At 61.8% G+C, this 19,515-nt stretch carries 18 protein-coding genes; 12 read left to right on the top strand and 6 right to left on the bottom strand.

Translation table 11 applies throughout. The features are described 5' to 3' along the window. Positions 1 to 249: 249 nt before the first annotated feature. The 8 genes from AB6N07_RS23455 to AB6N07_RS23420 all read left to right on the top strand — a co-directional run bounded on the left by AB6N07_RS23455 (position 250) and on the right by AB6N07_RS23420 (position 8,022). Positions 250 to 1,185 carry a substrate-binding domain-containing protein gene (locus AB6N07_RS23455; protein ID WP_370675450.1) on the top strand — a complete coding sequence of 312 codons (936 nt, stop codon included), beginning with the start codon at positions 250 to 252 and terminating at the stop codon, positions 1,183 to 1,185. A gap of 148 nt (positions 1,186 to 1,333) precedes the next feature. Further along, complete coding sequence (locus AB6N07_RS23450; protein ID WP_370675449.1) at positions 1,334 to 2,131, top strand: ATP-binding cassette domain-containing protein; 798 nt, start codon at positions 1,334 to 1,336, stop codon at positions 2,129 to 2,131. Beyond that, entirely contained in the window at positions 2,128 to 3,135 is a 1,008-nt protein-coding gene (locus AB6N07_RS23445) for an ABC transporter permease (RefSeq protein WP_370675448.1), read from the top strand. Before AB6N07_RS23450 ends, AB6N07_RS23445 begins: the two co-directional genes overlap by 4 nt. Before the next feature lie 2 nt (positions 3,136 to 3,137). Next, positions 3,138 to 4,226, top strand: coding sequence for a phosphotriesterase (locus AB6N07_RS23440; protein ID WP_370675447.1), 1,089 nt, complete (start codon positions 3,138 to 3,140; stop codon positions 4,224 to 4,226). Positions 4,227 to 4,262: 36 nt separating this feature from the next. Next, complete coding sequence (locus AB6N07_RS23435) at positions 4,263 to 5,030, top strand: glutamine amidotransferase (RefSeq protein WP_370675446.1); 768 nt, start codon at positions 4,263 to 4,265, stop codon at positions 5,028 to 5,030. A 3-nt stretch (positions 5,031 to 5,033) separates the two neighbouring features. Then, the gene (locus AB6N07_RS23430; RefSeq protein ID WP_370675445.1) at positions 5,034 to 5,930 is read left to right on the top strand and encodes a PfkB family carbohydrate kinase; all 897 of its coding nucleotides are present in this window, start codon (positions 5,034 to 5,036) and stop codon (positions 5,928 to 5,930) included. Beyond that, entirely contained in the window at positions 5,927 to 6,769 is an 843-nt protein-coding gene (locus tag AB6N07_RS23425) for a BtpA/SgcQ family protein (RefSeq protein WP_370675444.1), read from the top strand. The genes AB6N07_RS23430 and AB6N07_RS23425 overlap by 4 nt, the downstream gene beginning before the upstream one ends. Then, complete coding sequence (locus AB6N07_RS23420) at positions 6,766 to 8,022, top strand: Zn-dependent hydrolase (protein WP_370675443.1); 1,257 nt, start codon at positions 6,766 to 6,768, stop codon at positions 8,020 to 8,022. The genes AB6N07_RS23425 and AB6N07_RS23420 overlap by 4 nt, the downstream gene beginning before the upstream one ends. 47 nt (positions 8,023 to 8,069) lie before the next feature. Here the strand turns inward: AB6N07_RS23420 and AB6N07_RS23415 are convergent, their stop codons facing one another. From AB6N07_RS23415 to AB6N07_RS23395, 5 genes are all read right to left on the bottom strand, one after another. Beyond that, a complete protein-coding gene (locus AB6N07_RS23415; RefSeq protein ID WP_370675442.1) occupies positions 8,070 to 9,218 on the bottom strand; it encodes a DUF1501 domain-containing protein in 1,149 nt (382 codons plus the stop codon). A 4-nt stretch (positions 9,219 to 9,222) separates the two neighbouring features. Continuing rightward, positions 9,223 to 10,611, bottom strand: a complete 1,389-nt coding sequence (locus tag AB6N07_RS23410) for a DUF1800 family protein (RefSeq protein WP_370675441.1) — start codon at positions 10,609 to 10,611, stop codon at positions 9,223 to 9,225. Between the two features lie 65 nt (positions 10,612 to 10,676). Continuing rightward, positions 10,677 to 11,135 carry a periplasmic heavy metal sensor gene (locus tag AB6N07_RS23405; protein ID WP_370675440.1) on the bottom strand — a complete coding sequence of 153 codons (459 nt, stop codon included), beginning with the start codon at positions 11,133 to 11,135 and terminating at the stop codon, positions 10,677 to 10,679. Further along, the gene (locus AB6N07_RS23400) at positions 11,132 to 11,551 is read right to left on the bottom strand and encodes a hypothetical protein (protein ID WP_370675439.1); all 420 of its coding nucleotides are present in this window, start codon (positions 11,549 to 11,551) and stop codon (positions 11,132 to 11,134) included. The genes AB6N07_RS23405 and AB6N07_RS23400 overlap by 4 nt, the downstream gene beginning before the upstream one ends. Then, a complete protein-coding gene (locus AB6N07_RS23395) occupies positions 11,548 to 12,093 on the bottom strand; it encodes an RNA polymerase sigma factor (protein WP_370675438.1) in 546 nt (181 codons plus the stop codon). Before AB6N07_RS23395 ends, AB6N07_RS23400 begins: the two co-directional genes overlap by 4 nt. Positions 12,094 to 12,474: 381 nt before the next feature. Between AB6N07_RS23395 and chrA the strand changes: the two genes are divergently transcribed. Together chrA and AB6N07_RS23385 are read left to right on the top strand one after the other, a co-directional pair. Next, positions 12,475 to 13,692, top strand: coding sequence for a chromate efflux transporter (chrA, locus tag AB6N07_RS23390; RefSeq protein ID WP_370675437.1), 1,218 nt, complete (start codon positions 12,475 to 12,477; stop codon positions 13,690 to 13,692). 328 nt (positions 13,693 to 14,020) lie between these two features. Continuing rightward, positions 14,021 to 16,252: a methyl-accepting chemotaxis protein gene (locus AB6N07_RS23385; RefSeq protein WP_370675436.1), complete on the top strand. Its 2,232-nt coding sequence runs from the start codon at positions 14,021 to 14,023 to the stop codon at positions 16,250 to 16,252. 57 nt (positions 16,253 to 16,309) lie between these two features. Here the strand turns inward: AB6N07_RS23385 and AB6N07_RS23380 are convergent, their stop codons facing one another. Continuing rightward, the gene (locus tag AB6N07_RS23380; protein WP_370675435.1) at positions 16,310 to 16,708 is read right to left on the bottom strand and encodes a hypothetical protein; all 399 of its coding nucleotides are present in this window, start codon (positions 16,706 to 16,708) and stop codon (positions 16,310 to 16,312) included. Positions 16,709 to 17,259: 551 nt separating this feature from the next. Here AB6N07_RS23380 and AB6N07_RS23375 point away from each other — a divergent pair. Next, positions 17,260 to 17,805 carry an NAD(P)H-dependent oxidoreductase subunit E gene (locus AB6N07_RS23375; RefSeq protein ID WP_370675434.1) on the top strand — a complete coding sequence of 182 codons (546 nt, stop codon included), beginning with the start codon at positions 17,260 to 17,262 and terminating at the stop codon, positions 17,803 to 17,805. 42 nt (positions 17,806 to 17,847) lie between these two features. Further along, complete coding sequence (locus AB6N07_RS23370; protein ID WP_370675433.1) at positions 17,848 to 19,503, top strand: NADH-ubiquinone oxidoreductase-F iron-sulfur binding region domain-containing protein; 1,656 nt, start codon at positions 17,848 to 17,850, stop codon at positions 19,501 to 19,503. Positions 19,504 to 19,515: the final 12 nt, after the last annotated feature.

Raw genomic sequence — 19,515 nt, 5'->3', positions numbered from 1 at the left:
GTCGGTCGACAGCGGTACGGGCCTTTCAGGCAGGAAAGCGGGCAAGTTCGATTTGGATCAGGGGCGCATCGTTTTTGTTCCCTGAAGCGTCTTGAAGGCGTCGCGTTGGGCGCCTGAAAATTGGCCGGATTGCTGCCCAAAACGTCATTCAAGTTACTTGACAGAAAATCAATGATCTTGAATTATCGCGCTGTGTCATCCGACACCAACAAGCCCCAAAGGGGCAAATAAACCAAAGGGGATTCCGAAATGCGTCTTTCCAGGATTCTCGCGGGCAGCGCCCTCGCGACCATTTTCGCCGCTAGCCTGTCGCCGGCCTCCGCCGAAACTTTTGCGCTCGTCAATATCAACCAGCAAGCGCTGTTCTTCAACCAGATCAACGATGGCGCCACGGCCGCCGCCAAGGCGGCGGGTGTCGATCTCGTCATCTATAACGCCAACAATGTTCCCTCGGCTCAGAACGACGCCATCGAGAACTATATCACCCAGAAGGTCGATGGCATCATTCTGGTGGCCATCGACGTCAACGGCGTCAAGCCGGCGATTACCGCCGCCAAGGCCGCCGGCATTCCGGTGATCGCCATCGATGCCCAGATTCCGGGTGGCGATAATGTCGCCTTCGTGGGTGTCGACAATACCAAGGCCGGCGAGGACATCGGCAAGTTCTACGCCGATTACGTCAAGGCCAGCATGGGCGGCAAGGCGACGGTGGGTGTCGTTGGCGCCCTCAACTCGTTCATCCAGAATCAGCGTCTCGACGGTTTCAAGAAGGCAGTGACGGCCAGCGGCGTCGACGTCAAATTCCTCGATACGGTCGACGGTCAGAACGTTCAGGATGTGGCGCTGTCGGCTTCGGAAAATCTGATGACTGCCAACCCGACCATGAGCACGCTCTACGCCACCGGCGAGCCGGCGCTGGTCGGCGCGGTCTCCGCCGTCACCGCCCAGAGCCATACCGACAGCGTCAAGGTGTTCGGCTGGGACCTCACCAAGCAAGCCGCCCAGGGCATCGAGGAAGGCTGGGTCGTCGCCGTCGTCCAGCAGGACCCGGCCGGCGAGGGCAAGGCGGCCGTCGAAGCGCTGAAGACGCTCAAGGCGGGTGGTAAAGTCGAGCCGATCATCAATGTCCCGGTGACCATCGTCACCAAGGACAACGTGGCCGGCTTCAAGTCGATGTTCCAGTGATCTGAGCTGGTGAATGGTCGGATCGCCGGGGTCATCCACGGCGTCCTGCTCATCGTTGCTTCCCGTCGGTTGCCGTCCAGGCCGACCGACGGGATGCCGTTCCCCATGGAATGCGCTACCCCAAGGCCATTCCCGAGCGGATTTCAGCATGACGGAAACCTCGCCCTATCGCGTTCGGATGACCGGCATCTCCAAACGCTATCATCCCATTCAAGTCCTCGACGACGTATCGCTGACGCTCAAGCCCGGCGAAGTGCTCGGCCTCGTCGGAGACAACGGCGCCGGAAAATCGACGCTCAGCAAGGTTCTTTCCGGTGCCATCATTCCAGATGCCGGCAGCATCGAAATTGATGGCGAGGTCGTCAGCTTCGCTTCGCCCGCCGACGCCCGCGCCGCCCGTGTTGAGATGGTCTATCAGGACCTGTCGCTCTGCGACACGGTGGACGTCGCCGGCAATCTGTTCCTCGGCCGCGAACCGCGTCGCCGCGTCGCTGGCCTGTCGTTTCTCGACAAGACGCGCATGCATGCCGAGGCGCGCGCCATGCTCGACCGCCTCGGCATCGTCATCGCCGACACCCGCCTCAAGGTCGAGAACCTCTCCGGCGGTCAGCGGCAATCGATCGCCATCGGTCGCGCCGCGTCTTTCGATCCGCGCGTGCTGATCATGGACGAGCCGACGGCGGCACTGGCCGTCGCCGAAGTGGAAGCCGTGCTCGACCTGATCCGCGCCGTCAGCGCGCGTGGTGTTTCGGTAATCCTGATCACCCACCGCCTGCAGGATCTGTTCCTGGTCTGTGATCGCATCCAGGTGATGTACGAGGGACGCAACGTCGCTGAACGGCACGTTTCGGAAACCAGCATCGAGGAGGTGGTGAACCTGATCGTCGGGCGCAAGTTCACAGCCCGATCGGCCGGGGCGACCGACAGCGCGGGAGTTACGGCATGAGCGACAGTGCCATCAAACAGCAAGTGCCTTCGCGCCTCGTCAAGGCAAGCTGGCATGAAAAGGCGGTCGCCCGGGGCGGCGTCGTCTCCATTGCCTTGTTCTTCGCCGTGGTCTGCATCGTCTTTTCGCTGTCGACCGACGCTTTCCTGACCACCCCCAACCTCCTCAACATCGTCCGTCAGTCGGCACCGCTATTGATCGTCGCCTCGGCCATGACCTTCGTCATCACCACCGGCGGCATCGACCTCTCCGTCGGTTCGGTGCTGGCGTTGACGGCCACGCTGTCGGCGGTGCTGCTGCAATGGGGAGTGCCTTGGCCGGTGGTCGTGTTCGCTCTCCTCTGCCTTGGCGCCGCCGTCGGCGCTTTGCAGGGCTTTTTCATCGCCTTTGAAGGCATCCCCGCTTTCATTGTCACACTGGCCGGCTTGTCGGTCATCCGTGGCATCGCGCTTCTGATCACCGGCGGCTATTCCATTCCCGTCGATCCGGCCAGCGGCTTCAATGTCATCGGCCGCGCCTGGTTCATCGGCGTGCCGGTGCCGGCGCTGATCGCGGTCGTCGTGTTGGTCATCGCCTATCTCGTCTTCAACGAGACGGCCTTCGGCCGCTACGTCACCGGCGTCGGCGCCAATGCCGAAGCGGTGCGGCGGGCCGGCGTCAATACTCGCCTCGTCACGCTGATGGTCTACGTGCTGACCAGCGCGGCGGCGGCGCTCGCCGGTATCATCCTTGCCTCGCGGCTCGGCTCCGGCTCGTCCAACTCCGGCCAGGGTTTCGAACTCGACGTCATCGCCGCCGTGGTGCTAGGCGGCACGTCACTTTTCGGGGGGCGTGGCTCGGTGGTTGGCACCGTGCTGGGTGCGCTGACCGTGGCGGTGATTGCCAATGGCCTGATCCTCGCCCATCTGTCGCCCTTCCTGACGCCGATCGTGACCGGCCTGATCATCCTTGTCGCCATCTGGCTGAATTTCCGCCTGTTCAAGGGCGGATCCAGGAGCCGTTGATCATGGATCATCTGTTCGCAGGCAAGCCGGCCGACCGGTCGCCGATTGGTATCCGGTCGGGCATGGTGATGACGGTCACCGGGCCGATGCCGGTCGAGGAGATGGGCGTCACGCTGATGCACGAGCATATCCTGCTCGATGGTGCCAAGGCGTGGCGTTGTCCTTGCGATATCGACGACGAGGGACGTCGCGTTTCCGAGCAGCCGGTGAATATCGAGATCATCGGCGAACTCAGAATGAACCCCTACCTCAACCGTGACAACGTATCGCTCGACGATGCCGATCTCGCCCTGCGCGAGCTTGAGCGCTACCGCCACTTCGGTGGCAACACGGTGGTCGACGCCACCACCATCGGCATCGGTCGCGACCCGGAAGCGCTCGCCCGCATCGCTCGCCTGTCGGGCCTCAAGATCGTCATGGGGACCGGCTTCTATCTCGAATTCAGCCACCCCGACTGGATGCGGGCGATGGATGTCGAAGCTATCGCCCAATTCATTGTCGACGATGTTGGTGGCGGCGACACGCAACCGCCGGTGATGGCCGGCATCATCGGCGAGATCGGCGTCTCCAAGGATTTCACCGAAGCTGAGCGCCGATCGCTACGTGGCGCGGCGCGTGCTTCGGCGCGCACCGGCGTGCCGCTGACCATCCACCTGCCGGGCTGGGAACGGCTCGCTCACGAGGTTCTCGATGTGGTGGAATCGGAAGGCGCCGACCTCCGCCACACCGTGCTCTGTCACATGAATCCGAGCTGGGACGACACGACCTATCAGACATCGCTCGCCGCGCGCGGCGCCTTCATCGAATACGATATGATCGGTATGGATTACTATTACGCCGACCAGGACGCCCAGTCGCCATCCGACGAGGATAACGCCCGTGGCATCCTCAACCTGGTCGACAAGGGCTACGCCGATCGGGTGCTGATGTCGCAGGACGTGTTTCTCAAGATGATGCTGACCCGCTATGGCGGCTTCGGCTATGCCCACGTACTGCGCCACTTCGTACCGCGCTTGAGGCGCCATGGTCTCGACGAGGCGGTGATCGACCGCATGCTCAAAGACAATCCAAAATCGGTGTTCTCCGCCTGACGGACGCCTTTTCCACCTACTGCCGAGGAAAGCAAAATGACCAAGAAGATCCTGCTGGCCGGCGAATCCTGGGTTTCGACCGCCACCCACATCAAGGGCTTCGACCAGTTCGCAACCGTCACCTACCATACCGGCGCCGATGAACTGTTGAGGGCACTGAAAGGTGGACCGTTCGACGTTACCTTCATGCCCTCGCACGAGGCGCAGCGTGATTTTCCGCAGACCATGGAAGCGCTGTCGGCCTATGACGCGGTGGTGCTGTCCGACATCGGCGCCAATACGCTGCTGCTCCACCCGGACACCTGGATCAAGTCGCAGACGACGCCCAACCGGTTGAAGCTGATCCGCGACTATGTCCGCAATGGCGGCGGCCTTCTGATGTTCGGCGGTTACTATTCCTTCCAGGGCATCAATGGCGGCGCCCGCTATCGCAAGACGGCTGTCGAGGAAGTGCTGCCGGTTACCTGCCTTCCCTACGACGACCGCGTCGAGGTGCCGGAAGGTTTTTCGGCAGTGGTCAGCGGCAAGGCCAGCCATCCGATCCTGAAGGGTCTCGGCGGCGATTGGCCGGTGCTACTCGGCTTCAACGAAGTCGAGGTCAAGCCGGGTGCCGAGGTACTGGCTACGGTGTCATCCGAATATGGTGCGCTGCCGCTGCTCGTCACCGGAACTTACGGCAAGGGGCGGTCGGTTGCCTGGACCTCGGACGTTGGCCCACATTGGCTGTCGCCAGATTTCGTCGCTTGGAAGGGCTACAAGACGCTGTTCGAGCAGATGCTGGCCTGGGCGACCGGACGGGACTGATCCATGGCGCTCTACGTGGTCGGCAACGTCTGCGTCGACGACACCTTCTATGTCGATCGGCTGCCGCGGCCCGGCGAGACGGTGAACACCGTCGCGACGGCGCGCGGGGTTGGCGGCAAGGGCGCCAACCAGGCGGTGGCGGCTGCGCGTACCGGCGCCGACGTTGTTTTTCGCGCCGCGCTGGGCGCCGATCCCGATGCGGTCTTCGTGCGGGCGGCGCTCACCGCCGAGCTATCGCTCAACGGGCTCGTCGTGCTCGACACGCCGACTGATCGGTCGACGATCCTTGTCGACCGGGCAGGCGAGAACGTCGTCGTGACCGCCGCCGCCTCTGCCAGGGCTTTTGATCCCATGGAGCTTTCCTCATGGCCGGGGAGGGGGGACCACCTGCTGATGCAAGGTAATCTCGCCCCGGACATCACCAAAGCCTGCCTGGACGCGGCCCGCGACCGGGGCGCCACTACCGTTTTCAATCCCAGTCCGCTTGGGTCCGCTCCCGTACCGGAGGTCGATGTCATCATCGTCAACACTATCGAGGCTGAGGCGCTGGCCGGTTGCACCGATCCGGCTGAGGCGGCTCGTCGTCTGTCGCGGGATGGCGCTGCGAGCGCGGTCGTCACGCTCGGTGCCGGTGGCGCCATGTTTATTGCCTGGCAAACCAAGCAGGTAGAACGCGTCGCCGCTCCCGTGGTGACGGCGATCGACACGAGCGGAGCCGGCGACGTCTTCGCCGGTGTGATGTCTGGATGTCTCGCCCATGGCCTGCCGCTCTCTGACGCCGTAGCCGTTGGTGTCCGCGCGGCGGCTATTGCCGTCACCCGACGCGGGACGCTTGCCGCCTGTCCGAGCCGTTCAGAAATTGCCGCCCTGATCGGCGGACCTTCGAGGAAGTTCTCATGACCGAAGCCGCAACACCGGTCGGCCAGACAGCCGGCGACGCTCTCCAGCAACTGTTCGGACGGACCAAGGTGGTGATCGGCGTCGTCCACTTGGCGCCGCTGCCCGGCTCGCCACGCCATGATGGCGGCCCAGTCGAGGAGATTTACCAACGCGGTCTCGCCGACGCGCGCGCCTATCTCACTGGTGGTTGCGATGGCGTCATCGTCGAGAACCATGGTGATGTGCCCTTCTCGAAGCCTGACGATATCGGCCCCGAGACAGCCGCCCACATGGCGGTCATCGCTGATCGTATCCGTCGCGAACTCGGCCGACCGATTGGCATCAACGTGCTGGCCAACGCGGCTCTGCCCGCGCTAGCGGTTGCAAGTGCCTCCGGTGCCGGTTTCATCCGCGTCAATCAGTGGGCCAATGCCTACGTCGCCAACGAGGGCTTCATCGAGGGCGAAGCGGCGCGTGCCATGCGCTATCGCGCCCGCCTCAGGGCGAACGGCGTGCTGATATTCGCCGATGCGCATGTCAAACACGGCGCACACGCCATCGTCGCTGACCGGCCGGTCGAGGAACTGGTGCGCGATCTCGCCTTCTTCGACGCCGACGCGGTGATCGCCACCGGTCAGCGTACCGGACACGCCGCCGACCTCGGCTACATCAGGCTGATCAAGGACGCCTCGCATTTGCCGACGCTGGTCGGCAGCGGCGTCACGCCAGACAACGCCCGTGACATCCTGGGTATTGTCGACGGCGTCATCATTGCCAGCGCCCTGAAATATGACGGCGTCTGGTGGAACACTGTCGATCCCGATCGCGTCAAGACCTTCATGGCCGGGCTCCGACCATGACCCGTGGTCCTGTGATCGATGGCCGCCGTTTGCTCGCTCACCTCGATGCTTTCGCGGCGATCGGTGCCACGCCGGCTGGAGGCGTCAACAGGCCGGCGCTCGGTCCCCACGACAGGGCGGCGCGAGCGCTGCTGGCCGAACTCGGCGCGGCGCGCGGCTTTTCGGTCTTCCAAGACGCAGCCGCCAATCTATTCCTGCGGCGAGCCGGTGCCGATAACGACCGCCCTCCCATGCTGATCGGCAGTCATCTCGACAGCCAGCCAACCGGTGGACGCTTCGATGGTGCACTCGGCACGCTCGCCGCGCTCGAGGTGCTGGAAACGTTGGAAGACCAGAAGATCGTCACGGCCGGTCCGGTCGAGCTGGTGGCCTGGACCAACGAGGAGGGCAGCCGCTTTTCGCCCGGCGCATTTGGTTCGCAGGTCTATGCCCACGGTGCTTTCCCCGCAGGGTGGCAGGACGCGGTGGATAGCAACGGCGCCCGCCTCACCGACGAGTTGGCGGCGACGCTAACGGCCTTGCCCGCGGCCGCCGAAAGGCCATTCGGCGGTCGGTTTACAGGTTATCTCGAATTGCACATCGAACAGGGGCCGCTGCTCGAACGCGATGGCGCGCTGATCGGCGTTGTAGAAGGGATCCAGGGCACTCGCTGGCTTGAGGTTTCCATTGAGGGGCAGGTGGCGCATGCCGGCACGACGCCACTTGCAGATCGCCATGACGCCATGGCGGTGGCCGCGACCATCATTGCCCGTCTGCAGGAAACGGTGATGCCGGCCGATGCCGATGCGCGCCTCACCGTCGGCCGCCTCTCGCTCACGCCGGGCGCTGTCAACGTCATCCCGGGCGAGGTCACCTTCTCCATCGATCTACGCCATCCGAATGGTCCTGAAATCGAACGGCTTGAGGCCGAGATCATTGGATTGACGGCCGAGACCGCGGCCAGCGGCGGTTGCCATGCCTCGGTGAGAACAAGCATGGATGTGGCGCCGGCGCGCTTTGACCGGCGGTTGATCGGCATTGTCGAAGATAGCGCAAAACAGCGCGCCTTTCCCTGCCGGCGAATGTTCTCCGGTGCCTTCCATGATGCGTTGTTCATGGCTCGCCTCGGGCCGGCGGCGATGATCTTCGTGCCCTGCCGTGGCGGTCTCAGCCACAACGAGGCGGAATATGTCGAGCCGCATCAGGTGATCGCCGGCGCGCAGGTGCTGTGTGACGCCACGCTGGAGGCGGTGGCTGCGTTAGCGACGGCATGACTTATCAGGCCGATCGCTGTGTGTGATACCGCTTGGTGTGAAAGCTTTCAGGCAGTCACCAGGCCGGCCAGCTTGTGGTTGAAGGGACGCCCTGGAAACAGCGTCCGCATTGTTTTTTCCGGATCCAGTCCGAGGCTTTCCGCCGCGACTACGGCGATGAGCGCGTCGAGGTCGAGCGTCGGTGTGAGGTCTCGTCCCTCATAAAGGTGCCCTGTCGCAAGGCCAGGCCAGTCTGAAAGCACCCGCCCGCCCTGAACCGAACCGCCAGCCAACATGGCGGCAGAGGCGGTGCCGTGGTCGGTTCCATCGGTCCCATTGGCCGCGGCGGTACGACCGAATTCCGTCGCCACCAGCACGGTGGTCTTCTTCCAGACATCACCCAGGCCATCACGCAACGCGCCGATCATCTGGTCGAGTCCATGCAATTGGCTGCTGAGACGCTGCTTCTGAGCGTCATGCGTGTCCCAGCCAGAGGTCTCTATCATGGCAATGCGTGGCCCATTTGGGCTGCCGAGAAAGACCGCCGCCGTTTTGCCAACGGTAGCGGGGTCCTGTCGCGCACTCACCGCCTTGGCCAGCCCTCGGTTTTCCATGGCTCTGTTCCAGAGTGCGTGGAGTTCGGGGTCGGCATCATAAAGTGCACCGACCCGCTTCAGAAGGTCGTCTGGCGCTTCCGGCAAACTTGATGGCGCATAGGAATTAACCGGAGCCGCCCCGCGCAAGGCGAGCGGAATGGTCGGAGCAAAGGCAATCGCCTCTTCCCGGCTCTTCGGCATGAGAGAGGATAACCTGTTCAGCCAGCCGTCGCGCAATTGGTAGGGGTTTGATCCGCCGCTTTCCAGCACGTTCTGCCCATCGAAATGCGAACGCTCGCGATAGGGAGACGCGACTGCCTGGACGAACAGCGACTGTTTCTCCTGATAGAAACCGGCGAGCCGTTCCAATGACGGGTGCAGGGCAAACATACCGTCGAGCTTGTGCATGTCCTTCGGATCGATCGCCAGCGAGCCACGCAAGCCGGCCAGGGCCGGATCTCCATGCGGGATAACCGTATCGAGCCCGTCGGCGGCACCGCGTTGGATGATGAAAACGAAGCGGCGATCCGTCTCGACGTTGGCGAAAACCATGCTCGGAGCGAAAACGAGCGTACTGGCGCCGAGCGCCGCCCCTCGCAGGAAATTTCGGCGGTCCATCATGGGGCTATCTCCTCTGGAATTCCGGCGAAACAAGCAAAAGCGCAAGCGCTGTGGCGGGGGATTCTGCCCGGGCGATTTCGGTCGCTGTCGTCTTTGACAGCGACGGGCCGAGAAGTGCGCTGGCTGCCGCGCGCGCATCTAGTGTCGGGTCGGCTTTGCGGGCGAGCCGCTGCGCAACCTCGACACGGCGGACCAGCACGTCGGGCGCCACCCAGCTGGCGGCGATGTCGTCGTAACCGGCCGGCGACTGTGGCCGCCAAACCGGTTGGCCAAGCTGCTTTTCCGTCTGCGCCATCGTCGTTGTGACGTCCGGGGGCGATCCCAGCGCCCGGAGGGCCGAAACGCTCCATTCCCAAGGTGTCTTGAATTTGCTGGCTTTCGACGTCCAGGCTTCGGGCGCACTTATCAGCGCCCGATAGACGGTCGGCAGGTCACCTTGTGACTGAAGAAAGGCCGATTGCAGCCGCTTGACCAGGGCGAGCGGTGGCTCGTCGGCGACAAAGTGCCGGGCGAGTTTTGTAGCGACATGGGTCGCCGTCGCCTTGCTGTGCGCGGCGTCGCCCAACACGGCCTCCGCTTGGTCCATCCCCTGCTGACTGTATGTCCTGCCGAGGATTGTGCGCGGGCCGGGTTCGTGAAACTGCGGCCTGAACTCGAACGCGCCAGCCTGGGCTTCATCGCCTCCGTCTTGTCCGGCGACCGTCCACCCGGTCATTGCGAATGCGAACTGGGTGACGTCCTTCTGGCTATACCCGGTACGGACACCCAGCGTATGCAGCTCCAAGATTTCGCGGGCCAGATTTTCATTGATGCCGGGCTTGCGTGACGGGTCTTTTTCGGCAGCGCGTTTGGCGCGGATACTGTTGGGCCCGATGGAGCGGTTCTGGTTGAGATAGAGCAGCATGGCCGGATGCTTCTCAACAGCCAAGAGCATGTCCTCGAACGGGCCAAGCACATGCGGCCGGATCGCCTCGCGCTCGAACGAGCCGGCGAGAGCTACCATCAGTGGCTCGTCGGCGGAGAGGGCGAAATGGTTGGCCCAGAAGTGTACGAGGCGCTCGACGAACGGCGCTTGGGTGGTCAGCGCCGACAGCCCTCGGGCGCCGATCTCGGAATCGTACAGTTTCTGGCCGCGCTTTCGCAGCTCCTGCCGCGCCTCCGCGCGTTTTGCCTCCGATAGGCTGCGTATTTCGGCGCTGTCCTCGCGATAGGTCGTAAATATCTTGTCCGATGACGGAAGCTCCGCCATCGCGGCTGGCTTGGCCTCGAAGGTTTCGAATTGCCCGAGCAACCAGCCTTTTGGATCGTCTGGGCTTTTGTCGCCTGGACGAGCGCCGAGGCCGAAGCGGTTCAGCGCAATAAAGGCGTGCTCGCCGTCAGAGGGAATGCTCACGCAAGCCTCCTTCCAGTTGAAGATGATCCTTGAACGGGAAGAAGTCCCCGTTCCGTCGAACGACCCTATTTTTTTGTGTCACGCGGCAGCATCTGTCCGCGCGAAGAAAGCCCCTCGATGAGGATGGCACGGCTTTGGGGATCCAGACTTTCCGCAAAATCCACCACGGCTGCTTCAAGGCGGGCGCGAGCCCTCGTATCGGCGGCACGGGTCATTTCAAGCGTCGAGTCAATGGTGCCACGGTCGAGATTGGGCGCCTTCAGCAAGTTGGCGAGTTTGTCACGCTCTTCGCGCGCTATTTGCGAGTCTGGCTGTGCGTCGCGCCTGGCCGTTGCCACCACTTGGCGGAACGTTTGGCGTTGGTCTGGGTCCAGCGCTTGGGCCGCCGCCGCGAGCCCTTGCCCCGCCTGTTGGGGTGGGGTGGGCGCCGGCTGCCAGAACCACCCGCCCGCCGCCGCGCCAAGGATGAAGATATTGAGCGCAAGCGATGTGGCAAGCGCGGTTTTAAGGGTGCCGTCGTTCATTGGGTTTCACCCAGGTCGAAATAACCGACACCGACGTCGAAGCTGGTGAGAATCGGTTGTTCGTCTTCATCAATGAGAGGCTGTGCCGAGGGAGCATAGACTGTCATCAGGAACGCACCTGCGATTGCTCCCGCGAGGCCCGCGCCAACGATACCGAGACCTTGAAGGAGCCAAATCCATGGCAGCCGATGGAACTGCGGGCGAGAGGCGATGACAGCGCCCATCAACGCGCTGTCCGGAAGGGCGACATGATAAGTGCCCAAAAGATGGTCAAGGCCGGCCTCGCGAGCCAGCAGTTCCCGCGTTTCGATGTTCTCGCGCGCAAAAATCTCAGCCGCCGCGCGCTCTTTCTCGGGCCAGCGCTGTGGTGCGGCGCCGTAGGCCTCGACGATCTGGCGGAATCTCTCAGGGGTCATGGCCGATCTCCGGCGAGGCTGGCTCGTAGGTTGCGGCGAGCACGTGCCAGTAGACTCTCGAGCGCCTCGACACTGATCCCCATGAGTGTGGCAGCTTCGATGTTGCCGAGGTCTTGGTAATATTGCAGCACAATCGCTTCCTTCTGCCGATCCGGCAACGCGTCGATCGCCGCCTTGATCGCGTCGCGCTCTTCCCTCATGGCGATGCCGCTGTCCGGTCGGGCGCCGGGGTCGGCGCGTTCCGGCGGTTGGGCAACATAGATCTCGCGCCGCTTGCGCAGGCGGTCCATACACAGGTTGAGCGCCACCCGGTGTATCCAGGTATCGAACAGCGCCTCGCCGCTGCGCCATTTGCCGGCTTGGCGCCAGATCCGCAGGAAGACGTCCTGCGCCACATCCTCGGCCTCCGCCCGATCGCCGAGCACTCGGCTGGCAAGGCCAAGCAGGCGTGGAAGCTTGCGCGCGACCATCTCCCGGACGGCGCCCTTGTCGCCGCTGGCCACGCGCTCAAGCAGCGCCTCGTCTGGATCATTGTTCGTCAATGCTCCCGCTTCTCGCTAGGTAATTGGTTGTCGCTCGGGGGGGCTTGGGACAGACCAGCTTCCCGGTTGAACGGTCGTAACTTACCGATCCGTCGTCCCACTGCGAAAAACATGCGGACGCTTATCGTTATTCCGCCAACAGCAGCCGGCTTTGGAGCGCAAGTTTCGATGACCGGCGCGATTGTCCGAATCTTGGAAGAACTTTTTGTTCGTTTGTTGTCTGAAATAAGCGAATACTTGCGGTGCGTCGCATATCGCTGAGCACCGGCGTCGATACCGCGCAGGCCGGGCCACTTGCCGTCGGCCTTCGGAAGGTGCTGTCACCGGCTTGTCACTGACCGCCATCATGACGGTGTGGCAAATGGGAATGGTGAGATACCGATGGCAACCCAAGGTGTTGGCTCAGGCGAGGAAGGTGCGCGCGGAAGCGCCGTGGAGGTCTTCTCCGCCTTTCTCAAACTGGGCCTGACGTCCTTCGGTGGCCCCATTGCCCATCTGGGATATTTCCGAGAGGAACTGGTCGTTCGCCGACGCTGGCTGGGCGACCATGCCTATGCCGACCTTGTCGCTCTTTGCCAGTTCCTGCCGGGCCCAACCTCCAGCCAGGTCGGATTCGCCCTGGGCTTGATGCGAGCCGGTTGGCTGGGCGCCTTCTCCGCCTTCTTGGCTTTCACCTTGCCGTCGGCGCTGATTCTCGTGGCTTTCGCGCTGGCTGCGCCAACAATTGGCGGGCCTGTGGGACAGGGCGCCCTTCATGGCTTGAAGGTCGTCGCCGTTGCCATCGTGGCGCAGGCAGTTTGGGGCATGGCCAGAAACCTGTGTCCTGATCGACAACGATCGGCAATCGCCGTTGCCGCCGTTGCCTTGTTGGCCTTTGCGCCCGGTGGCACCGGCATGTTGGCGGCGATTGCACTCGGCGCGGCGGCCGGACTTGCTCTTGGGCTAGGGGAGGCCAAGCCTACTAGCGGTCACGTCGCGGTGCCGGTGTCTCGATGGCTGGCTGGTGGAGCCATCCTGGTTTTTATCGCCCTGCTGGTCTTGTTGCCACTGCTGGCCGAGCAATCGCACATGCTTGCCGTCGTCGATCGCTTTTATCGGGCAGGAGCGCTCGTCTTCGGCGGTGGTCATGTCGTGCTGCCGCTTCTCGACGCCGAAGTGGTGCAAAGCGGTTGGGTAACGCGTGATGCCTTTCTTGCCGGTTACGGCGCAGCGCAGGCCATGCCCGGACCGCTTTTTACCTTCGCAGCCTATCTCGGGGCAGTTTTGGCGCCAGGGCCGAACGGTCTCACTGGTGCTGGACTTGCCTTGGCGGCCATCTTTCTTCCTGGGTTCTTGGTGCTCATCGGTGTTCTGCCCTTCTGGGATCAATTTCGCACCAAATCCTCCGCGCAATCCCTGATGCGCGGGGCAAATGCGGCTGTCGTCGGTATCTTGGGCGCCGCCCTCTACTCTCCGGTCTTTGCCAGCGCGATAGCTGACACGCGCGACTTCACCTTGGCGCTCATCGGCTTCGTGGCGCTTATGGTCTGGAAGGCTCCGCCGTGGCTCGTCGTTGGGCTGTCAGCGGTGGCAGGAGCAGGGATGATGCTGCTTGGCTGAGTAAGGCTATTGAGAATCGCAAATCGTGCAAGATGACTGAGATACAATCCAGGAATGCGTAAATCTGGAAATGACGATTCTTTTCCTCAAGCTTTCTCAAGAATTCATGAGTTTTCAAATATGCTATAATGACTATATCAATCGGCTTATTGATGAGTGAAAAATAAATACGCCGTTAATAAATCTACTTGAAAATATAACCGAATAAATATGCCACGCATTCGTGGGTCTCGGGCATCGGTGGCCCAATTTTGTCGCATATGCCTAAATATTGTGCCCGGGCTACCGAGATTACACGAGGGGCATATGGGCGGGACGGAGCAGACGAATGTCCATTCGCGGAAAATTGGCTATCGTTGTTGTCATGCTTCTTTTACCGCTTGGATTGATGTCCGGCTTGTTTGTATCGCAGAGCAAGAAGGACATCGCATTCGCCGACGCTGAGCTCGCCGGAACCGGCTGGCTTCGCCAAATGTGGCCGTCGTTGATCTCCTGGGCATCTGAACCCGATAGCAGCGATGCAAAAGTTCTGGAGGCTGCTAAGTCTCTCGCGTCGCCCGACTATTCGTCATCTGTGCGCGACGCGGCCAGCCGCCTTTCGCTGTCCGACAAAAAGCCACCCGAGATCGGATCTTCCTTCCGTGATCTGGCGACCGCGGCGGGTAACGACAGCAATCTGATCCTCGATCCGGATCTCGACAGCTTCTATGTCATGGACACGGTGGTCGTTCGTCTGCCCGACCTGATCACCCGCGCTGCCGAACTGGATATGCTGGCGCGCAGTCAATCGAAGCTTGATACTCTCGATGATGCTGCTCGTGCCGCCTTCATCGTGCTTTTGGGGCAGATCGAAACCGACATGAGCACGATCAAGGCGTCGGTTGATGTCGCCATGGCAAATAATGCTTCCGGCACCGTCGCCGCCGCACTTGACGGTCCGACCAAGTCGTTTGCCGACAGCGTTGGAACATTCGCGGGAACCGCCGACAAAGTCGCCGCCGATCTGCGCAATGACGCAATGCGCGCTTCCGCCGACGTTGCTGGGCTTGCGACTGCGAACAAGGCACTGGTCGCGGCGGCCGACCGTTATTGGCGGCAATCGGCCGACCAGCTTGACCAGTTGCTCGATGTGCGCGTTGCCGGCTTTTGGACCCGCATGCTTTCCATGCTCGGTCTCGCGCTTGGGATTGCCGTTCTCGCCATTGTTGCAGCCGTTCTCTTGTCGCGTTCGATCGTGCGCAGCATCAGCAGCCTTGATGGGCATATCCGAGAGCTCGGTGACGCCGATATTTCCACGGAACTTGTGGAGGCTAGCCGTACCGACGAGGTCGGCCAGTTGGCCCGCGCCGTCGCTTATTTCCGAGACCGGACGATTGAAAAACTCAACGAGGCCAATTCCGAGGAGCGACAGCGCGAGATTATCCAGAACAAGCGCAACGCTTTGGCGGAGGTGGCGGATCGTCTTCGCCTCTCGGTCAACTCCGTTGTGTCGGCGATCAACGCTGTGGTGAAAAATGTCAGAGTCGTCATTGAGGCCGTCGCCACCAATGCTTCGACGACGCGCACCGAACTCGACCGTTCGCTGAGCCAGCTTGACCTCACCAACAAAGACATGAACGTTGTTGTGTCGTCGGTCACCCAGCTCGCCACATCTATTTCCGAGATAGCGCAACAGACGACGCTTTCGGCCAAAGGCGCGACGACGGCTCGCACCCGCTCGGAGGCGGCCAAAGCTTTGGGAACCAAGCTTTCCGAAGCGTCAGAGCGAATTGGTCAGGTGACGACCTTGATTTCGGCCATCGCCCAGCAGACCAACCTCCTTGCTCTCAATGCGACCATCGAGGCGGCAAGGGCGGGCGATGCCGGCAAGGGCTTTGCCGTGGTCGCCGCCGAGGTCAAGCAATTGGCCAATCAGACGGCTGGTGCGACCGAGGAAATAACCCGTCAGGTCGAAGATATTCGCTCCGCCGCGCAGGAGGTTGCATCGTCGCTGGACGAAATTACTGGCTCGATCGAGGATATGTCTTCTCTCAGTGCAAAGATCGCCGGCGCGATGGAAAAGCAGAGCACGGCGACGTCGGAAATCAACGAAAGCCTGGATAGATCAACGGCGGCCAATCATGATGTTGTCGTCAGCCTCAACTGCTTGCCGCCTCTCGCTTCTCATACAGAAGAAGCGGCCGGAAAGCTGGCTGATATGAGCGCCACGCTGGTCAGCCAGGTTCAAAGTCTCGAGCATGAGGTGGATGCTCTCGTCCACGACCTGATGGATCAGCGTCGGCATGTTCGCAAGGAGACCAACGTCCTGTTGAATGTCGATGCCGCAAACGGTGCCAAACGTGCCATCCGACTGCATGACGTTTCGCGGTCCGGCATGCGCATGGCACAGATCGAGGGATTGGAACCGGGCGTGAAATGCCGCATAAACCACCCGACGCTGGGCGCTCTGGACGTCAAGGTGGTCTGGCGAAACGATCAGGCTATGGGCGTTCAGTTCATTGATCGTGTGCTGTCGGACCAAGAGGTGGATCAGTTGGTTGCCGGGCGGCTCGCCGCCTGATCGTTGCAGTCACGCGGGCAGCGCAAGTTCCCCCGGCAGGAGTGGGCGCGCAGGGCTTCAGAGATGGCCGATCGCGTCGACGAGCAGCTTGGCAAAAACGCTCCATCCTGCGCCCGTGAGCCAGATTAGGGTGAAAGCGCCGACTACGCCTCCGACGGTTCCGGAGACAATCCCGATCACGACGGCGCGCCAGAAGCCTCCCCACGCAGCGAGTACGGCCGACGTGGATGGTGCCGCCGCGGTGTCGTTGCGCCGCGAAGGTCGTTTGGCCGGCAAGGTTTTTTCCTGGCCGATCCGATCCATAGGCCCGAAGGCCAGGCCGGTTGTTTTTCGGCTGTCGGTTTCAAGACTGGGTTCGGTCTTGCGATATCCCGAAGCGTCTTGAGCAGACAGGTCGTCGGTCATATCGAGGAGCGGGCCGAGGTCCGGCTCGATGTCGCGTGCATGCAGGTTCATCGTGTGGCCCTTGTATCGTTGGTAGGGTCGATACGAGGTGTTTGCGGCATTTCTGCGGGCTACGCGGCACTTCCCCAGCGTGCTTGCCCAAGTGGCGCCTTGGCTTGTTCCTACGCTTGGCGAGGCGGGGGGGCGGCACGACGGGCCTGATATGGCTTTGCTGCGCCTGTTGTCCCGACGCATTCCATTACGTGAGCGTTTGGAGCTGACGACAAGGCCATTCCAGCATCTGTGCATCCAGAAAAGAAATGAGATGCCTGGATTATAGTAACGTTTCGATTCGGATACCGACGCTTCCGTATAGGGGACTATACTTCTTGATGAGCGAGCGGCGATGTGAAAGCCTTGCGAAGTAAGGCGAACGGCATTGGTCGTAATGTCTGGTGGGTCCCGAAAACATGACAATAAAAATCCTAATATTCGGGAGCAACCAGAGGGTGGACTGTTTGGAATGACTTCTCGTTAATTGGCGGAACAAAACTGACGCTTTGTTGTACGCCTTGCATTTAAATCGATTGAAATGACGACAAAAACTGCACGGACAAAAGAAGATGAGTGAAGATACCGCGGTGGATGACGTTGAATCCGAGGCCGAAGAGGCTCCGGAGGATGAAATCATCGTCCTAGCTCAGAAATGGAAGAAGAAAAAAGGCAGCCTGATCATGGCGTTGCATGAACTTCAGGGGCGACTTGGCTATGTGCCACGAGAATCTGCCATGAAGCTCGGTCGCGAGATGGGCGTGCCGCTTGCCAACATCTATGAGGTACTGACCTTCTATAACTACTTCAAGCTCGAAAGTCCGGGGAAATACATCATTTCGGTGTGCACCGGCACGGCCTGCCACATCAAGGGCTCGCCGAAGCTGTTGCATGGCGTTGAGGATGAGCTCGGGATCAAGGAAGGCCAAAGCACGCCTGACGGCGAATACCACCTTCAAGGGGTACGCTGCCTCGGCTGTTGCGGCCTTGCGCCGCTCGCTTCGGTCAACGGCAAGGTCTACGGCAAACAAGATGTCACCAACGCCCATGGGCTGCTCGAGCACGTCAAGCACGACCAGCCGATGCATGTTGCCGCCGAGTCCGCCGACGCCGAATAGGCCGCCGAAATCGAACCAATCCAGACATGAAGTAGGACCGTTATGAAGCCGGAAGAGCTTGAAGTGAAAGCTGCCGCCGAGCTTGCCAAACAGCAAGCGATGGAAGTGCGCCTGGTCTGCTGCTCGAGTACGGGCTGTCAGTCATCCGGCGCGGCGGATATCGTCGCGCGTATCAAGGCCGATATTGCAGCGAGAGGACTGGACGGCAAGGTTCAGGTTGGCGGTACGGGCTGTATGGGCCTGTGCAGCAAAGGGCCCTTGGTGCGCATGACCTGTAACGCGCATGAGGATGTCCTGTTCAGTGAAATGACACCTGATCTGGCGACACGCCTCGTCGAGGAAGTGGTCGCTCCGATCGCCAGTGGCGAAACGGTCGATAATCCGGTCGGGCCGCTTAGCGCCCACGTCGTCGATCTGCACGCCGCCTTCTTCGCCATGCAGGAGCGCGTCGTGCTCTCCAACAATGGCCATGCCGATCCCGAAAAACTCGCCGACTATCTCGTCCACGGTGGCTATCAGGGCCTCAGGAAAGCCTTGACCATGTCGGCCGAGGAAATCTGCAAGGAAATGCTGGCCTCTGGCCTGCGCGGTCGTGGCGGTGCCGGTTATCCGACTGGTCTAAAATGGGATTTCGCGCGCCGTGTGGAATCCGACGTCAAATACGTCATCTGCAACGGTGACGAGGGCGACCCAGGCGCCTTCATGGATCGCTCGGTGCTTGAGGGCGACCCGCACGCGGTGATCGAGGGCATGATGATCGCCGCGCGCGCCATGAACGCCACCAACGGCGTGTTCTACATTCGCGCCGAATATCCACTGGCCGTCGACCGTATCGAGAAGGCCATTCGCCAGGCCCGTCAGGCTGGCCTCGTTGGCCGCAACATCCTGAATTCCGGCTGGAGCTTCGATTTCGACGTCCGCCTGGGCGCCGGCGCCTTCGTCTGCGGCGAGGAGACCGCCCTGATCGCCTCGGTCGAGGGAAAGCGCGGCACGCCGCGCCCGCGCCCGCCGTTCCCCTCGGTCAAGGGGCTCTGGGACAAGCCGAGCTGCGTCAACAACGTCGAAACGCTTGCCAACGTGCCGCGCATCCTGCTCAAGGGCGCCGATTGGTTCGCTGCCAAGGGGACGGAAAAGTCGAAGGGCACCAAGGTGTTCGCACTGACCGGCAAGATCGCTCACAACGGCCTCGTCGAGGTTCCCATGGGCATCACCATCCGCGAGATCGTCGAAACGATCGGCGGCGGCACAGGTACCGATCGCAAGGTGAAGGGCGTGCAGACCGGCGGCCCGTCGGGCGGCATGATCCCGGAAAGCCAATTCGACACGCCGATTTCCTATGAGCATCTCCAGCAGCTCGGCTCGATGATGGGGTCTGGCGGTCTCATCGTTATCGACGACCAGGACAGCGTTGTCGAACTCGCTCGCTTTTATCTCGACTTCTGCGTCGATGAGTCCTGCGGCAAGTGCGCGCCCTGCCGTATCGGCGGAACGCAGATGCTGCATCTTCTCGACAAGATCGTTGCCGGAGACGGCACTGAGGAGGACATCGTAAACATCAGGATGATCGCTCAAGCCATGCAGAGGGGCTCGCTTTGCGCGCTCGGACAGACAGCGCCCAATCCGGTGCTGTCGGCGCTCAAGCACTTCACATCGGAGTTCACCGAACGCCTCAAGAAGCCCGTGGCTGCCGAAGCCTGATTTTCCGAGATC

Origin of the sequence: Pleomorphomonas sp. PLEO (genome assembly GCF_041320595.1) — a bacterium.
Lineage (GTDB): Bacteria > Pseudomonadota > Alphaproteobacteria > Rhizobiales > Pleomorphomonadaceae > Pleomorphomonas.
Note: the sequence above shows the minus strand (reverse complement) of the source record. Positions and strands in the feature narration are given on the sequence as shown.

Coding starts and splice junctions, on each gene's coding strand:
- AB6N07_RS23455 (WP_370675450.1), top strand. CDS start 250: ATGCGTCTTTCCAGGATTCTCGCGGGCAGCGCCCTCGCGACCATTTTC.
- AB6N07_RS23450 (WP_370675449.1), top strand. CDS start 1,334: ATGACGGAAACCTCGCCCTATCGCGTTCGGATGACCGGCATCTCCAAA.
- AB6N07_RS23445 (WP_370675448.1), top strand. CDS start 2,128: ATGAGCGACAGTGCCATCAAACAGCAAGTGCCTTCGCGCCTCGTCAAG.
- AB6N07_RS23440 (WP_370675447.1), top strand. CDS start 3,138: ATGGATCATCTGTTCGCAGGCAAGCCGGCCGACCGGTCGCCGATTGGT.
- AB6N07_RS23435 (WP_370675446.1), top strand. CDS start 4,263: ATGACCAAGAAGATCCTGCTGGCCGGCGAATCCTGGGTTTCGACCGCC.
- AB6N07_RS23430 (WP_370675445.1), top strand. CDS start 5,034: ATGGCGCTCTACGTGGTCGGCAACGTCTGCGTCGACGACACCTTCTAT.
- AB6N07_RS23425 (WP_370675444.1), top strand. CDS start 5,927: ATGACCGAAGCCGCAACACCGGTCGGCCAGACAGCCGGCGACGCTCTC.
- AB6N07_RS23420 (WP_370675443.1), top strand. CDS start 6,766: ATGACCCGTGGTCCTGTGATCGATGGCCGCCGTTTGCTCGCTCACCTC.
- AB6N07_RS23415 (WP_370675442.1), bottom strand. CDS start 9,218: ATGATGGACCGCCGAAATTTCCTGCGAGGGGCGGCGCTCGGCGCCAGT.
- AB6N07_RS23405 (WP_370675440.1), bottom strand. CDS start 11,135: ATGAACGACGGCACCCTTAAAACCGCGCTTGCCACATCGCTTGCGCTC.
- AB6N07_RS23400 (WP_370675439.1), bottom strand. CDS start 11,551: ATGACCCCTGAGAGATTCCGCCAGATCGTCGAGGCCTACGGCGCCGCA.
- chrA (WP_370675437.1), top strand. CDS start 12,475: ATGGCAACCCAAGGTGTTGGCTCAGGCGAGGAAGGTGCGCGCGGAAGC.
- AB6N07_RS23385 (WP_370675436.1), top strand. CDS start 14,021: ATGTCCATTCGCGGAAAATTGGCTATCGTTGTTGTCATGCTTCTTTTA.
- AB6N07_RS23380 (WP_370675435.1), bottom strand. CDS start 16,708: ATGAACCTGCATGCACGCGACATCGAGCCGGACCTCGGCCCGCTCCTC.
- AB6N07_RS23375 (WP_370675434.1), top strand. CDS start 17,260: ATGAGTGAAGATACCGCGGTGGATGACGTTGAATCCGAGGCCGAAGAG.
- AB6N07_RS23370 (WP_370675433.1), top strand. CDS start 17,848: ATGAAGCCGGAAGAGCTTGAAGTGAAAGCTGCCGCCGAGCTTGCCAAA.